Annotated in this window: 17 protein-coding genes and 1 pseudogene; 11 read left to right on the top strand and 7 right to left on the bottom strand. The window is 42.0% G+C overall.

Annotated features, from left to right (window positions below; genetic code table 11):
- The 11 genes from AC4E92_RS08065 to AC4E92_RS08015 form a co-directional block, all read left to right on the top strand.
- The coding region (locus AC4E92_RS08065) for a B12-binding domain-containing radical SAM protein (protein WP_490240078.1) at positions 1-1,155 on the top strand (1,155 nt) is incomplete at its 5' end.
- Between the two features lie 54 nt (positions 1,156-1,209).
- The gene (gene secG, locus AC4E92_RS08060) at positions 1,210-1,440 is read left to right on the top strand and encodes a preprotein translocase subunit SecG (RefSeq protein WP_490240077.1); all 231 of its coding nucleotides are present in this window, start codon (positions 1,210-1,212) and stop codon (positions 1,438-1,440) included.
- Positions 1,441-1,444: 4 nt separating this feature from the next.
- Positions 1,445-2,638 carry a tyrosine--tRNA ligase gene (tyrS, locus tag AC4E92_RS08055; RefSeq protein ID WP_490240076.1) on the top strand — a complete coding sequence of 398 codons (1,194 nt, stop codon included), beginning with the start codon at positions 1,445-1,447 and terminating at the stop codon, positions 2,636-2,638.
- Between the two features lie 130 nt (positions 2,639-2,768).
- Positions 2,769-3,977: an S-layer homology domain-containing protein gene (locus AC4E92_RS08050; RefSeq protein ID WP_490240075.1), complete on the top strand. Its 1,209-nt coding sequence runs from the start codon at positions 2,769-2,771 to the stop codon at positions 3,975-3,977.
- A 58-nt stretch (positions 3,978-4,035) separates the two neighbouring features.
- Positions 4,036-5,025, top strand: a complete 990-nt coding sequence (locus AC4E92_RS08045) for a hypothetical protein (protein WP_490240074.1) — start codon at positions 4,036-4,038, stop codon at positions 5,023-5,025.
- Between the two features lie 76 nt (positions 5,026-5,101).
- Positions 5,102-5,659 (top strand): LemA family protein, encoded by a 558-nt coding sequence (locus AC4E92_RS08040; RefSeq protein WP_490240073.1) that lies wholly within the window; start codon positions 5,102-5,104, stop codon positions 5,657-5,659.
- Between the two features lie 9 nt (positions 5,660-5,668).
- On the top strand, positions 5,669-6,652 hold the full coding sequence (locus tag AC4E92_RS08035) for a M48 family metalloprotease (RefSeq protein WP_490240072.1): 984 nt from the start codon (positions 5,669-5,671) through the stop codon (positions 6,650-6,652).
- Complete coding sequence (locus tag AC4E92_RS08030) at positions 6,630-7,433, top strand: ABC transporter substrate-binding protein (RefSeq protein ID WP_490240071.1); 804 nt, start codon at positions 6,630-6,632, stop codon at positions 7,431-7,433. The genes AC4E92_RS08035 and AC4E92_RS08030 overlap by 23 nt, the downstream gene beginning before the upstream one ends.
- On the top strand, positions 7,430-8,080 hold the full coding sequence (locus AC4E92_RS08025) for an ABC transporter permease (RefSeq protein WP_490240070.1): 651 nt from the start codon (positions 7,430-7,432) through the stop codon (positions 8,078-8,080). The genes AC4E92_RS08030 and AC4E92_RS08025 overlap by 4 nt, the downstream gene beginning before the upstream one ends.
- Complete coding sequence (locus AC4E92_RS08020; RefSeq protein ID WP_490240069.1) at positions 8,070-8,705, top strand: ABC transporter ATP-binding protein; 636 nt, start codon at positions 8,070-8,072, stop codon at positions 8,703-8,705. The genes AC4E92_RS08025 and AC4E92_RS08020 overlap by 11 nt, the downstream gene beginning before the upstream one ends.
- Before the next feature lie 148 nt (positions 8,706-8,853).
- Positions 8,854-9,624: a hypothetical protein gene (locus tag AC4E92_RS08015; protein WP_490240068.1), complete on the top strand. Its 771-nt coding sequence runs from the start codon at positions 8,854-8,856 to the stop codon at positions 9,622-9,624.
- A gap of 22 nt (positions 9,625-9,646) precedes the next feature.
- Here AC4E92_RS08015 and larAH6 read toward each other — a convergent pair whose 3' ends face one another.
- The 7 genes and pseudogenes from larAH6 to AC4E92_RS07980 all read right to left on the bottom strand — a co-directional run bounded on the left by larAH6 (position 9,647) and on the right by AC4E92_RS07980 (position 15,507).
- Positions 9,647-10,906: a nickel-dependent malate racemase, LarAH6 family gene (larAH6, locus tag AC4E92_RS08010; protein ID WP_490240067.1), complete on the bottom strand. Its 1,260-nt coding sequence runs from the start codon at positions 10,904-10,906 to the stop codon at positions 9,647-9,649.
- Between the two features lie 11 nt (positions 10,907-10,917).
- The gene (locus AC4E92_RS08005) at positions 10,918-12,072 is read right to left on the bottom strand and encodes a UxaA family hydrolase (protein WP_490240066.1); all 1,155 of its coding nucleotides are present in this window, start codon (positions 12,070-12,072) and stop codon (positions 10,918-10,920) included.
- Complete coding sequence (locus AC4E92_RS08000) at positions 12,069-12,356, bottom strand: UxaA family hydrolase (RefSeq protein ID WP_490240065.1); 288 nt, start codon at positions 12,354-12,356, stop codon at positions 12,069-12,071. The genes AC4E92_RS08005 and AC4E92_RS08000 overlap by 4 nt, the downstream gene beginning before the upstream one ends.
- Before the next feature lie 11 nt (positions 12,357-12,367).
- Complete coding sequence (locus tag AC4E92_RS07995) at positions 12,368-13,696, bottom strand: NAD(P)-dependent malic enzyme (RefSeq protein ID WP_490240064.1); 1,329 nt, start codon at positions 13,694-13,696, stop codon at positions 12,368-12,370.
- An 18-nt stretch (positions 13,697-13,714) separates the two neighbouring features.
- Positions 13,715-13,984 (bottom strand): annotated as a pseudogene (locus tag AC4E92_RS07990) (hypothetical protein); the annotation flags it as partial.
- A 145-nt stretch (positions 13,985-14,129) separates the two neighbouring features.
- Complete coding sequence (locus AC4E92_RS07985; RefSeq protein ID WP_490240063.1) at positions 14,130-14,504, bottom strand: CoA-binding protein; 375 nt, start codon at positions 14,502-14,504, stop codon at positions 14,130-14,132.
- Positions 14,505-14,517: 13 nt separating this feature from the next.
- Positions 14,518-15,507: a D-alanine--D-alanine ligase family protein gene (locus AC4E92_RS07980; protein WP_490240062.1), complete on the bottom strand. Its 990-nt coding sequence runs from the start codon at positions 15,505-15,507 to the stop codon at positions 14,518-14,520.
- Positions 15,508-15,573: the final 66 nt, after the last annotated feature.

Here is a 15,573-nt window from a genome sequence, read left to right as displayed (position 1 = left end):
GGCATTTCAACAGATACGGTGAGATTTGCCCTTGCAAAACAAATTTCTTTGACTGCGAAAATGCAGGGAGTCATTACAGTTCTTGGCGGTCCGCATGCAACCGCTGAATACCAAAAGATTCTAGAAGAACAGATCTGCGATTATGTAATCCTCGGTGAGGGAGAGTACACCTTCCTGAAACTTGCTGAAGTACTACAAGCAGGCGAAAAATACCCTGTGCTGGATGGACTGAGTTATCTTAAAGATGGTGTGGTATTTATGATCCCTCCTAAATTAATAGAGAATCTTGATCAGTTACCTTTTCCTGATAGAGAAAACAGAAGATTGTACAGAACAAAATTCGATGGTAAACCCGCAGTTAGTTTGATCACCTCGCGTGGCTGTCCCTTTGATTGTGAATTTTGCAGTGCCTCGCAGTTCATGGGACGGGTTATCAGAAAGAGAAGTGTCGAAGGCGTGGTTGAAGAATTGAAACAAGTCAAAAAACTAGGGTATGGTTCGGTGATCTTTTTTGATGACAACTTCACAATCGATAAATCGAGAACCATTGAACTGTGCCAGCAAATGATGAAAAACCGCCTTGGTCTCAGTTGGTGGGCTTTTTCAAGGGCAGATGAACTAATTGGCAAAGAAGATTTACTTGAGGCTATGGCTAAATCTGGGTGCAAAATGCTTTTCATAGGTTTTGAAAGCGCTGAAGACGAGGTGCTCAAAGAATACAAAAAGAAGCTCTCAAGTTCCATAGCCTTTGAGGTTGCAAAGCTTTTGAAAAAATACAAAATCGATCTTTTTGCGAGTTTCATCATGGGTGCGCTGAACGACACCAGAGAGTCAATTAAAAAGACCATAAAGATGGCAAAGAAACTTGGAGCGCAGATTGTTCAGTTTTCGATTCTGACACCTTATCCTGGGACAAGGCTCTACGATAGATTGAGAGAAAAGATCGATGTGAAAGATCTCTCACTCTTCGATGGCACAAACCTTGTTTTCGAGCATCCTGCTTTCTCGAAAAAAGAATTGAAAAAGCTGTTTGTAAAAGCTTACTATTCAGTCTACAGCACTCCAAGATTGATCTTCACCCGTGGTATACCTTTTTTGATGAAACTCATAAAAACAAAGGAAGAATCGACTGCATTCCAGATGGGCAGAATATAGTTTTGATTGATTTTGTGAAAATGTGATAGTATAAACAAAGAAGGAGGTGTACCGGTGAAAACTTTCATGATAATAGTTCATTCACTGATCAGCGCAGGGTTGATCTACATGGTTCTTCAGCAGATGAGCAAGTTCGCTGAACTTGGAGGTGCTTTTGGTTCTGGTTCTCTTTACACGATGTTTGGCAGAAAAAAAGGTCTTGATACAGCAGGTAAGATCACTCTTGGCTTGAGTATAGCCTTTTTCCTGAGCAGTGTTCTGACGGCATTTTTCATGTCGAGGTGATGCAATGCAGCCAAAAGATCAGCTTGAGATCCTGAAAAGAAATGTCGTGGATTTTGTGAATCAGGAGGATCTTTTGAGCAAGCTCGAAAGAAAAAAACAGCTTCGGGTCAAGCTCGGTGTTGACCCATCAAGACCGGATCTTCACCTTGGACATGCCGTTGTTCTGTTCAAATTAAGACAGTTTCAGGAACTCGGACACAAAGTGATTCTGATAATAGGTGATTTCACCGCACAGATAGGTGATCCATCTGGTAGAGACTCAACCCGTCCAATGCTTTCTGAAGAAGAAGTAAGGCAAAACGCAAAATCATATCAAGAACAGGCATTTAAGATTCTGGATAAAAACAACACAGAAATTCGTTTCAACAGCGAATGGCTTTCTAAGATGAGCTTTAAAGATGTCATAAAGCTTGCTTCCAAGTATACGGTTGCAAGGATGCTTGAGAGAGATGATTTTTCAAAAAGGTATTCCTCGAATATTCCCATATCAATCGCTGAATTTCTTTATCCACTGGCTCAGGCATACGACTCCGTAGCGATTCAGGCGGATGTAGAGCTTGGCGGGACAGATCAATACTTCAATCTGCTGGTTGGAAGAAAGATTCAGGAAGAAGTGGGACAGGAGCCACAGGTTGTCATGACAATGCCCATCATAGAAGGAACGGACGGAAAGATGAAGATGAGCAAAAGTTATGGAAATTACATCGCCTTCAACGATGCACCGTTTGATATGTACGGGAAATTGATGTCCATACCCGATGAATTGATAATCAAGTACATGAGGCTTTTGACAAATCTGCCTGAAAATGAGATAGATCAGTACGAAAAACTCATTCACAGCAAATCGATAAACCCAAGGGATGTTAAGATGAAACTGGCTTTTGAAATAACCAGTTTCTTCCACGGACCGGAGCAGGCAAAAAATGCCGAAAATGAATTTGTAAAGATCTTTAGAAGAAAAGAATTACCGAGCGAGATGCCAGTTGTCGTACTTGACAAAGACGATGTCGAATTGGTAGAATTACTTGTGAAGTTGCAAATTGTATCGAGTAAAAGCGAAGCAAGAAGAATCATAGCTCAAGGCGGAGTAAGGTTGGACGATGAAAAAATAACAGACATATATGCTAAAATCTCCGTAGACAGAGAAAAAATTCTGAGAGTTGGCAAAAGACAGTTTTTCAAACTCGTGAGGCAGTAAACTTATTTGTACTCTTGATTTTTGATACTGAACGGTGTTATAATCTACCATGATCTTTAGTTCTGGTCTTTGAAAAGTGGGGGGAAAGATAATCCCACCGTAGAAAATAATATGAAGGGAGGTTGGAGCTATGAAGAAGTTTCTCCTTTTAGTCCTGGCACTATTTGCAACAGTAGGGGTACTTGCTGCGGGGATGTTTCCTGATGTTCCTGCCACCCATTGGGCATACCCGTATGTCAGCCACCTGAAAGATAAGGGTATTGTCATTGGTTATCCCGATGGTACTTTCAAAGGAGATCGAAACATCACTCGCTATGAAGAAGCAGCAATGATCAGCAGATTGATTGGTTTACTCGAAACCGAAATAGTTGCACCACATATTGCCGATGTTTTGAAAGTGCTCGATGCGATCAGTCTGAAACTCGGAGCCACAGTTCAGAAGGTAGACGAACTTGAGAAAAAGATCAACGCTTTGAGCACAACCTCTGGAGAGATTGATTCTGTCAAGTCGCAGATCTCTGATCTTTCCAGGTCTGTTGAGATGCTCAGACAGACTGTGAACATTCATGACAAAGATGTCATCAAACTGTACGAGGCAATTGCGAATTTGCAGAAGAGTTCTGAAGCAAAATTCGCTGAACTGAGCAGCGCAGATGCACAGATCATTGACAGAGTAGTTGCACTGGAAAAGGCTGTAAGTCAGCTTGATGGCAAGGTTTCAACCGTTCAGAAAAAGCTCCTTGCCCTTGAGCCAGTGAAAGATGTTCTGAAAGATCTAACATCAAAGGTCATGGCTCAGGGTGAGAGAATCTCCGCAGCAGAAGAAAAAATAGGTGATATCAGTGCAACACTCGATAACGCAGTCATGACGCTTGGCTATGTTTCCATCAAGCTCGACAGAACTCAGGAAAACCTTGGCAAACTGACAGACAGAGTATCGGCACTTGAAACAAAAGCAAAGCTCATCGATGAAAATGCCAAAGCCATCGAAGCTTTAAAGCAGGAATACAGCAACAGAATGAGCGAGCTTGAAACAAAATTATCAAATCTTGAATCCAATTTCAACGATTTTACAGCTACACACGAAGAACAGATCAACTATGTTCTCGACGAACTTGACAGCGTGAACAACCAGATCGATGAATTGCGTGAAGGTCTGTTAGCTCTCAAAGAAGATACGAACTCACAGTTTGCTCAGACAACAACTACTATTGAAAACGTCAAAAACGAGCTTATGGAAAAGATCAATGAGCTTCAAAAGGCAAATGCCGCTCTCACAGGTGCTGTAATTGGTGCTATAGTAATTGCAGTGGCAGCGATGATTGTGGGTGCAATGTGATCCCCCATGTGGGGTAAAATCAACACTAATCTTTAAAGGTGAAGGAGGGTGTTAAAGTATGAAAAAGCTTTTAGTGGTATTGCTCGCTCTGGCAACAGTCGCAGCTTTTGGTGCAGTTAACTTCTCTGGTTGGCTTGGTACATCGCTTAATTTAACTTACGATGCCAGCAACGCCTCAACAGGATTTGGTTTTGACGTAACAGGTGAAATTGACTTCAGTGCAAGTTCATCACAGGGTCTTACTGGATTCACTCTATCTGTCGCTTACCCCAAAACTCTTGTAATGAGTAATGATGCTTCATCAACATGGGCACCAGCAATGGCCTGGGGAACACAAATTTGGCAGAAACTTTATGTCTCTGATCCTTTGACCCTAACACTCAGAGCAGGTTTACTCAGCCGTGGATTTTATGTTACTGGCTCGAATTTCAAGGGGTATGTCACAAAACCTAGTTTTTCGTATCCCAAAAAAACACCTGCTTTGGCATTTGATTTTGCAATGAAAGCTGGAGATCTATCTGATAACTTGGCGCTTTACGCATACTTACCAAGTTCAACCCAGGTAGATTTTGACGTTCGGAACTCCTTGAAATTCTCTTTTGTCACACTGCAGATTCTTGTGAAAGATGTCTTCAGCAATGCACAGGCTGGAACGTTGCCAGGTATAGCTGTTGGTGGTAAGGTCGATGTTGCAAAAGCTCTTGGAATCAGTGCTGGTAGCCTGAATGGTTATGCTTATTTGGAAGTTCCAACAACTGGTTTTGTTCCGACTAAGTACGTGCTTGGTGTTGATTTTGGCATGGAGAAGTTCAACGGCAGTGTAGCGTTTGCTGGTCCGAAAACACTTGGCTTTGCTGTGAATACCAACGTTTTAGACCCAGTAACAATTGGTGCCGAAGTTTCTCTTGATGTTACCAATATGTTGGCATTCAACGCAGCAGGCTGGGCAAGCTGGACTCAAGATCTTATTTCTCACACGATCTCGTTGGTCTTTGATGCGGCTAACAAGACAACAAAGATTTCTTGGGATATGTCTGTCAGCTTCTAAGCTAAGACGGTTCATGATAACCCCGGCGTACGCCGGGGTTTATTTTTTGTGGTATATTTGATCAGGAGGTGTTTGAATGATCGTAGTTGGGATAGTACTTGCCGTTGTTTTTATATTGATCATCTGGTTCATAGGTGCGTATAACTCACTTGTGAGCAAAAAGAAGCGTGTGGAGAATGCCTGGAGCCAGATCGATGTTCAGCTCAAAAGAAGGCACGATCTTATTCCAAACCTCGTGAACGCGGTGAAGGGGTACATGAAGTTTGAAAAAGAAACCCTTGAAGCGGTCATAAATGCCCGTGCGAAAGCCATTTCAGGTGGCTCAATAGACGATCGTATAAAGGCTGAAGGGGAGCTTTCCGGTGCTTTGTCCCGTTTGATTGCAGTTTTTGAAAGATATCCAGAGCTCAAATCCAATCAGCAGGTCAGCCAGTTGATGGAAGAACTCACCAGCACAGAGAACAGGATCACCTACGCAAGGCAGTTTTACAACGACACAACTATGAAGTACAACACGTCCATAGAGATTTTTCCAACCAATCTGATCGCAAGGATGTTCGGTTTTAAGCCGTTCCCGTTCTTTGAAGCGGCAGCTATGGAAAAGGAAACTCCGAAGGTGGATCTTTCTTTATGAGGTGAGCTGATGGATTATCTTGCCCTTCAAAAGAAAAATCTCAGAAAAACTTATTTTTTGATCTTCATTTTCATGCTCATGATGACAGCCCTGGGGATCATCATAGACGGTCTTTTCGGAACCTTTCCTTTTGGAACGGTGATACTCATATTGATCGCATCTGTTCAGGTAATCGCCGGGACTCAGTCTGGTGCTTCTTTGGTGCTGAACTCGGTGGGTGCAAAACCGGTAAATGAAAAAGTGCTTGAAGAAAAACAACTCAAAAACATCGTCGAGGAGATTTCAATCGCCGCTGGCTTGACGAGCGTTCCCAAAGTCTATGTAATGGAAGATGAAAACATCAATGCCTTTGCAACTGGTTTTAAACAAAAAGACAGTGCGATCTGTGTCACCAGGGGTCTTTTGAACAATTTGAACAGGGAGGAAACAGAAGGTGTAATTGCTCACGAGGTGAGCCACATTCTGAACAAAGATACGCTTTTGATGACCACGATAAGTGCGGTGCTCGGCACGATGGTGCTGGTGCAGTTGTTTGCGTGGCGCTCATTGAGGTTCATGGCATGGACCAGCAGAGGTCGTTCTAACAGAAAAAACAAAGGCGACAGCACCGCATATATAATCCTTGCACTTTTAATCATAGCGCTTATAGCAACTCTTTTCTCTTTCATTGGCAGAATAACCATCTTTGCGGTTTCAAGGACTCGCGAGTACCTTGCAGATGCAAAGGCAGTTGAATTGACAAGAAACCCAAAAGGACTTTCTGGTGCACTCAGAAAGATAGCAAAAACTCAAAAAACTTCAAGAAAAGTCAAAGGTGCAACTGTTGCAACGGCTCACCTTTTTATTTCAGACCCGCTCAAAAGAAGTATCAACAACAAAGAAGGCTTTTTTGCAGATCTTTTCAGCACACATCCGCCAATTCACAAACGCATAGCGGCACTTGAAAATATACCGCCAGAGGTCGTTCTGAATGAGCTTGAGCAAAACATCTAAAAAAACCATCTTTTTTCTGCTTCTGATTGCTTCTGTATGCACGGCAAAACAGCTCATCGTTGCAACCACAACCAGTGTTTACAACACGGGGTTTTTGGATGTGCTAAAGCCGTTGTTTGAAAAAAAGTATGGTCATTCTCTGAGTGTTGTTGCAGTTGGGACCGGTATGGCACTTGAGTATGGTAAAAGAGCAGATGCAGATGTACTTTTGGTACATTCACCTCAAGACGAGCTTCTGTTCATGGAACAGGGTCATGGTGTTTTGAGAGTGAGCTTTATGTACAACGATTTTGTAATAGTCGGTCCGACTGAGAAAAATATTCCGCCTTTGAAAAGTGCTCAGGAAGTCTTCAGATATATCTATGAAAACAGGCTGAGTTTTGTGTCGCGCTCTGATGAGTCCGGCACGCACAAAAAGGAAAGGCAAATCTGGAATCTGGCAGGCAAAAATCCTTCCGGTAGCTGGTATATTCAAACGGGTCAAGACATGGCAAAAACGCTTTTGGTTGCCAACGAAAAAAGGGCTTTTACGTTGACAGACAGATCTACTTTTATTGCTCTTAAAGATAAACTCGATATGAAAATCTTTTTTGAAAACGATCCGCAGCTGCTGAACATTTACAGTGTTATCGTGGTAAATCCAGATAAGAGTGATAAGATCAACTACACAGGAGCTCTTGATTTTGTCAGGTTTATTCTTGATCCGGACACTTTAAAGGTAATCAAAAACTTTTCTGTGAACGGGACAAGGCTTTTTAATCTGCTTTTCGAGCCAAAATGAGTGAGATTGTTGAAATATCTTTAAGGTCTGTTTATGTCAATTCGACAGCGATTTTTTTATCGACCATGATTGCAGTGCCTCTGGCATTGCTCATTGACTTTTTTTCTTTCAAATTCAAAAGAGTGGTTGTCGTGTTTTTTCAGGTCATGACAGGTATTCCACCCGTTCTTGTGGGATTGTTGGTGTATCTTCTTCTGTCGCGGAATGGACCGCTGGGTGATCTGGAACTTCTTTTTACTTCGACAGCGATGATCTTTGCGCAGGTTTTGATAGCGATTCCGATAATTTTTTCTGTGTGCTATACTCATTTTTCCGCGGTGGACGAAAAATTGAGATTGGTCATGAAGACGCTTGGTGCGAGCAACGTACAGACAATGATTGGCATTCTCAGAGAGTCTTCTTCTGGTGTGATAAACGGTATTTTGACGGCTTTTGGAAGGGTTGTTGGAGAAGTCGGTGCGGTGATGATCGTTGGGGGAAATATCGCCGGCAAGACAAGGGTTTTGACGACTTCCATAGTTCTTTACACAAATATGGGAAGGTTCAAAGAAGCTATAATGGCAGGTGTGGTGCTTTTGATGATTGCTTTTTTCATAAATATCCTGATCACCACTTTTCCCGGCTGGAGAGCAAAAAATGGTTTATGAAATAGAAAAACTCTCTTTCAGTTACGATTCAAAATTCACACTGTTTGTCGAATGTTTTAAAATGAACGAGAGAATAGTTGGAATAACAGGACCGTCCGGTGCGGGTAAGACCACCTTTCTTTTGAATCTTGCTTTTTTGTACATCGGTAAGTGGCATTCTTTTAAATTCATGGGAAAAGAGGTCAGCAAAGAAGCTGTTTTTGATTTTAGAAAGATGGTCACCTATGTTCCACAGCACCCTGTGCTTTTGAGAAGAACTGTTTTTGAAAATATCGCTTATCCACTCAAGATCAGAAAGATTCCATCAAAGGATGTACAAAAAAGCGTTTACACGATAGCTGAAAAACTGCAAATAGCTGATCTTCTGGATAAGAAAGCATGGCAGATCTCAGGGGGTCAGGCAAAAAGGGTGTGTCTTGCGCGCGGCTTTGTTTTTGAGCCCAAAGTTGTGCTTTTGGATGAACCAACATCAGATCTGGATGAAGACAGTAAAAAGCTTGTTGAGCAATTCATTATGCAACTATCCACAAAAAGCAATGTGATTGTGGTATCACACGATAAAAAACAGCTATCAAAACTCTGCGACAGGGTATTTTTCCTTAAAGATGGAAGACTTTATTCTTGAAAGCGTTCTGACTTGTGGTGAATTACCATACACTTACACAGAATTGGGCGCTGTGAGAAGTTAGCTCATATTGCCATTCATCTTCATCCTGAGAAAGAGTCTTTTTGTTTATTTTTTTGATAAAATAAGATAAAAGAAGGTGAGAGAGATGGAAGTACAGGAACGAGTGGATAAAATCGAAGAAGCAATGATGCGTCTTGTTTATATTCAGCAAAAAACAGAAATAGAAATCCAAAATTTGAAGAACGAGATGAAGGTGTTCAAAGACCAGATGCTGGATTTCAAAGACGAGATGAAGGCATTCAAAGATGAAATGCTGGATTTCAAAAACGAGATGAAAGCATTCAAAGACGAAATGAAGGTATTCAAGGACGAAATGTTGAGTTTCAAAGATGAGATGAAAGCATTCAAGGACGAAATGCTTGATTTCAAAGACGAGATGAGTGATTTCAAAGAATGGAGCAGGAAAAACATAGAGAATATGAACAAACAATGGGGAGCGCTGGCAAACAAGATGGGTATACTCGTCGAAGATATCTTTGCTCCATCCATGGAAATAGCTCTGAGCAAATATTTCAATATTTCACCTGAGATAATCGATGTGAGAAAGTACATCAGGCGCGGCGGTGAGTCTTTGGAAATAGACATTCTTGCGCTGAGTGAGTCTCAAAAGAAAGCTTTTGTAGTTGAAGTCAAGGCAAATCCGGATAAGGTGGAGTATATAGAAGATTTTATGAAAAAGCTTGAACAGCTCAGAGAGTTCTTGCCTGTGTTGAAAGACTACAGACTTTATCCAATTTATGCGGCGCTGGATATGAAAGCAAAAACAGTAGAGCTTTTGACGTTAAAGGGTATCTATGCAATGATAGTCAAAGGGGATATCTTGGAAATTGTCAATTTTGAAGATTTGAACAGATAATTAACCCTGCCAGGTGGCAGGGTTAATCAAGATAAGGCAGTGTTGAGTTTGCATACGGCATCAGTAGTATCTCTGGTCTTTGTGTACTTTCTTTCAATGCGCAGTCTATTGCATCCTGCAGAGAATCAAATGGCGTCATGAAGATTTTTTCGACGGTCTGTTTGTCCATTTTCGAATACAGGAAAATCCTGGCTTTTTTCATCACTTTACAAAATCCAGCGGCTTTGTGCCCGCCCAGGAGAAACTGTTTTTTAATCCATTCCAGTGGTTCGTCGGGGCTTTTGGCTTTTTTCATCCACTCTTCGAAGGTTTTTTCTCCAAAACCTTCACGACACTCCGCAACCAGCACTATTATTCCGTTATCTTTAACAGCGTGAAAAGCGTTGTCCAGACCCTTCTGTGCTTGATACAGATTGATGTCTTTTGGAAATCCACCACATGATGCGATCACGATGTCATATTTTTTGTCTATTTTAACCTTATACATCATGTCGATGTACTTGACGCCTTCTCTGTGGGCAAGTATCGGATCACCGCAAACGATTTTCACAATTTCTTTTTTGCTGTTCAAAACCGCGTTGACTATGAACCTCACTTTTGCCATTTTCCCCGCTTCTTCGATGTCTTCCCTGACCGGATTATTCTCTATCTTTCCAGCAACCGCACCGTCTAAAAACATGTAGGAGTGATTGGTCTCGATCGTTCTTTTACTGCACACACCCGGTAGAAGAGCCTTGTTTCCACCGCTGTATCCTGCAAACCAGTGAAGTTCAAGGTTCCCGGTTGCAATGATAAAGTCGGACTCGACAACGGGCTTGAAGACTTCCACAGGTGTTCCTCTTTTGGTTTTACCGATAAATACGCATTCTGAAATATCGTGATTCATACATCTGATTTTTTCAAAGACATCTTTCCCCACCGCTTTTTGCTTTTCTTGATCTGTCATTTTGCGGTGAAAACCAAGCCCGAAAACGATAGTTATCTGATCGTATCTCAAGCCAGCTTCAAGAAGTTCGTCCACCAAAGGTGGAACGATAATATGAGATGGGCAGGGTCTTGTCAGGTCGCTCACGAGTATGACAACATTTTTTGGATTTTCTTTTTTTATCAAATCTTTGAGTGGCTCAGTCCCGATTGGGTTTTTGAGAGATTCTTTGATCTGTTTTACAGGGTCTTCAATCGCATCCAGTTCTCTGTTTGGATACAGTGTGTCGATTTGTACATCGTCATTCAGGGTGAAAGAAACAGTTTGCTCACCGTATTTGAGTGTGAACTGTCTCATTTTCATCATCCTCACAGAGTTGGTTGGGTTAGATATATTGCAAACTCGTGGTGTTTTAGAATCTCTGTTTTTGTCTTTTTACCGTTGAGTACCTCGACAAGTTCTTTGAAAAGTCTTTCTGCCGCTTCTTTTATGGTTTCTTTGCCGTCGATCACTGTGCTGACATCGATGTCTATATTGTCCTGCATCTTTTGAGATGTTTTTGAATTTGCACAGACTTTTATAACGGGCGCTATCGGACAGCCTGTTGGAGTACCCCTACCTGTTGTGAAGATCACCACCTGTGCGCCACCTGAGACCATACCTGTGACCGATTCAACATCGTGACCCGGGCTGTCCATGAACAACAAGCCTTTTTTATTAATGGGTTTTGCATAATTCAGGACATCTTGTATTGGTCTTGTACCTGCTTTGTATATCGCACCGAGTGATTTTTCTTCCAATGTTGTGATACCACCCTGTATGTTACCCGGCGTTGGATTCACACCTCTTATGTCTTCTCCTCCTAAAAGAGCGCTTTTTTCACATCTGTCGACCAGTTTTAAGAGTTCTTCTGCGACTTTTTCATTCACCGCTCTTTTTGCCAGAAGATGTTCTGCACCTATGATCTCGGTGGTCTCAGAAAACACCACCGTTCCGCCAAGGTCTATTATCCTGTCTGCGACGTATCCGACAACCGGATTTGAAGCTATGCCAGAAGTGGTATCTGAGCCGCCGCACTCTATTGCAACGATGAGATCAGAAAAATCAACTTCAGTTCTTTCTGCGTTGAACTCTCTCATCATTTCCTGAAGGAGTTTAATCCCTTTCTGCGCAGTCTGGAGTGTTCCACCTTCTTCCTGGATGATCAGACACTGAACGGGTTTGTTTGTCTTTTTAACCTGCTCGGCAATCTGTTTTGTTGGAATTGTCTCGCATCCCAAGCCGATGAAGAGAACACCGGCGACATTTGGGTTTGAAGCCATGCCGGATAGCACATCGAAAACCTTTTCGTGATCCTGTTTCATGTGGTTGCAACCGTGCTGGTTATCCACAAGTACGGCACCATCAACTTGGTCCACAATCTGTTGAGCTGTTCTTGTTGCACAGATTACCGTGGGCACGACCAAAAAGTGGTTTCTAAACCCAACACGGTTATTGCTCCTTTTATATCCATAGAGTTTCACGGGTTATACCTCCTCACGCCGCGCTTACCTGATACGTTGTGTACATGAACATAATCACCGATTTTTATATCCTCTGTAGCTATGCCTATTGGTTCGCCGTATTTAAAAACCTGCGATTCTTTATCGATGTCTTTGATGGCAAATTTGTGTCCAAAGGGTATGTCGTGGTTCAACTTTACTTTGAGTGTTGTATTTTCAAAGCTCACCTGAACTTCCTCACCTTTTGAAAGATTTCTCAAGGCAGTTGCCACATTGTCTTTTTTGCTGAAAACTATGGCATCCATAAGAAAGCCTCCTATGGAAGTTTAATGATGTTGGCATTCACAAGGACTCTTTCCATAATTCTTCCAGCTTTTATTCTTTCTTCAATTTTCTTTCTAAGCTCTTCATCGCTCAAAGATTTTTGTGCAACACCCTGTTCGATGGCTTTTTTGGCAACAGCAATTGCTTCTTCGACGTAGACCTGGTCTTCTTCCATCGTCGGGACTATGTATTCTTCGTTTATGCCTTTTTTGTAAGCGAAGTCTGCTATTGCCTGAGCGGCAGCGACGCACATCTCATCTGTCACTTTCTTTGCCCTGACGTCCAGCACCCCTCTGAAGATGGCGGGAAATCCAAGGGAGTTATTGACCTGATTTGGAAAATCGCTTCTACCAGTTGCGACTATTCTTGCACCTGCCTGTTTTGCCTCCCATGGCCATATCTCTGGAACAGGGTTGGCTCCGGCAAAGACTATTGCATCTTTGTTCATTGCCTTTATCCACTCTGGTTTTATCACACCGGGTCCACTTTTTGAGTAAGCTATGCATACATCTGCACCTTTTAGAGCCTGCTCTATACCACCAGAGATATTGTCTGCGTTGGTTTTGATCCACATCTGTTTGCTTATTTCATCTAAAGTTTCGGCTCTCTGTTTTGTGAGTATGCCTTTTGAATCACAGACAACGACATTTCCAAGATCAACATTGACTTTTTCAAGAAGTCTCAAAAATGCGTAGTTGGCACTTCCTGCACCTATAAGTGTTATTCTAATTTGATCGATTTTTTTCCCCACTATGCGAAGGGCGTTTATCAAACCGGCGAGTGTTATGGTTGCAGTACCTTGTTGATCATCGTGAAAAACGGGTATGGATAGTTCTTCTTGAAGCCTTTTGAGCAATTCAAAGCACTTTGGTTTTTCAACATCTTCCAGATTTATTCCGGCGATTGACGGTGAAATCCATTTGCAGAATTGTACCGTTTCTTCTACCTTTGTTGTTCCGATGCACAGAGGTATTGCATCTACTCCACCGAGGTATTTGAACAGCAATGCCTTTCCTTCCATCACGGGAAGTCCCGCTTCTGGTCCTATGTCTCCAAGCCCAAGGATTCTCGTTCCATCGCTTATGATGGCGATTGTGTTTTCTTTGTTCGTGTATTCATACACTTTCTCCCTGTCTTTTGCGATCTCCTGACATACTCTTGCAACACCCGGTGTGTACCAGATGGCAAAATCATCGTATGTTCGAACAGGTACTTTTGGAGCGATTTGAATTTTTCCCTTGTAAAATGGATGAAGTTCCATTGCGTCCTGAGAAGGCTTTTGAGCTTTCTTCAAAAGTTTTTCAATGTCTTTTTCATACATGAGAATACCTCCTGATTTTTAGAATAGTAAGCCTCTTGGAAGTGGTACAACCAGCAACTTTGCGAGTAAATACCAGAATGCGATCGCTATTAGAGCGAAAGCCACCATGTTGCCAAGCATTTGCCTGAATTTCAGATTTTTTCCACCAACTATGATTGATATGATGGTCATAAAAATTATGCTACCCACTGTGAAACCAAAAACCCAATCCATTAGATACACCCAGACAAAGGATAAGGCAATTACAATGATTATGTACAAAAGATCTTTTTTCTCGATCTTCTCTGTTTTTTCCTGTTCTTTTTTCTATTTGTCTTAATTCAAGCAAAATAAACGGATATTAGTTGATTTTTACTTCTTTCTTCTTATTTTGCACTGTTGTTCGTTTTGAGAACCATTTTTCAGGTGAAATTTAACCCCGCTTTTGGCGGGGTTAAAAACTTGTCTCTATCATTATGCACTTTCCTATGGAATATTCTGAATCGGTGTTTTTCAGAAAATTTTCGATCTGTTTTGAACCTGCACCGGGCTGAAACCAGAATCTTTTATAGCCAATGGATACGGCTTTTTGCACTTCCTGCAGACCTTTTTCCGGAGGAATGACGAAAACAAGAAGCTCGACATCCCTTGGTAGTTCTTCAATGGTTTTGAAGCATTTGATGTTTTCAATCACAATACCCTTTGGATTCACGGGAAAGACCTCAAATCCTTTACTGAGAAGGTCTTTCACGATTTTATTGCCGTATTTCTGTTCATTTTCACTTGCACCAATAATTGCGATTTTCTTAAAGTCCATGGGATTCACCATATATCACCCCCGGCTAAACAAGGGCATGCTGAACCAGGGCATTTCTCTGTATGGCATTGTTGAGGATATGAAGCACCAGATCTTCGTATGAAAATCCGGCAATTTCAGCTATTCTCGGCAGGTCAGAAAATCCTCTTGCCATACCCGGGAGCGGGTTGATCTCCAAGAAATAAGGGTTGTTATCTTCCTGAGAAACTCTCAGATCCATCCTTGCCACGTCTTTTATCTCTAAGGTTTTGCAGATCTTCACCGCCATGTTTTTCAACTTTCTTTCCAGCACAGGATCGATCTTTGCCGGGCAGGTGTAATCTACGTAGTAATCTGAATTTTTCTTGACTTTGTAGCTGTAGAATTCTTTTCCGTGCTTGAAGTGAATCTCCATTATCGGTAACACGTGGTATTTATTGCCCTGTTGCAGAACACCTATGGTGAATTCTCTTCCGCGAATGAACTCTTCCACCAGAACTGGTTCGTTGTAAACGGAAAACAGCCTGTCGATCTCTTTTTTGTATTCTTCGTAATCGTGTACAAGCCCTGTTTCAGAGATACCCTTTGAAGAACCTTCGGCGTTCAGCTTTAAAATGAGTGGAAATCTCATGTTCTTTCTCAGCTTTTCCTGCGGTGATCTGATCACCTGAAAACGTGGGGTTTTGACATCCTTGGTTAAAAGTATCTGTTTTGTGAGTGCTTTGTCAAGACAGACTGCAAGAGTTGTTGCGTCTGAACATGTGTAGGGGATGTTGTAGAAAGAAAGAATAGCTGGAACCTGTGCCTCTCTGGCTCTGCTGTAAGTGCCTTCTGCGAAATTGTAGACGATGTCGATCTTCTCAGATGTAAGGGCAGGAATAAATTTTTCGGGCACAGCTTCCATCAAAACAACCTCGTGCCCTCCACTTTCGATAGATCTTTTGATGTCCATGACAACTTCCATACTGTCGTACTCTGCTTCCCAATCTTCAACATCCGGTCTGGTTCCTCTTGGTAAATTATAGGCTAACCCCACCTTCGTAAAAACCACCTCCATGGTTTTTGTCAAGTCAATTATCACGCTGTACAGGAATAAAAATCA

It is taken from the genome of Pseudothermotoga sp. (assembly GCF_031962025.1).
Classification (GTDB): domain Bacteria; phylum Thermotogota; class Thermotogae; order Thermotogales; family DSM-5069; genus Pseudothermotoga_B.
The sequence above is the reverse complement of the archived record's forward strand: the minus strand, read 5'-3'. Positions and strand labels throughout refer to the sequence as shown.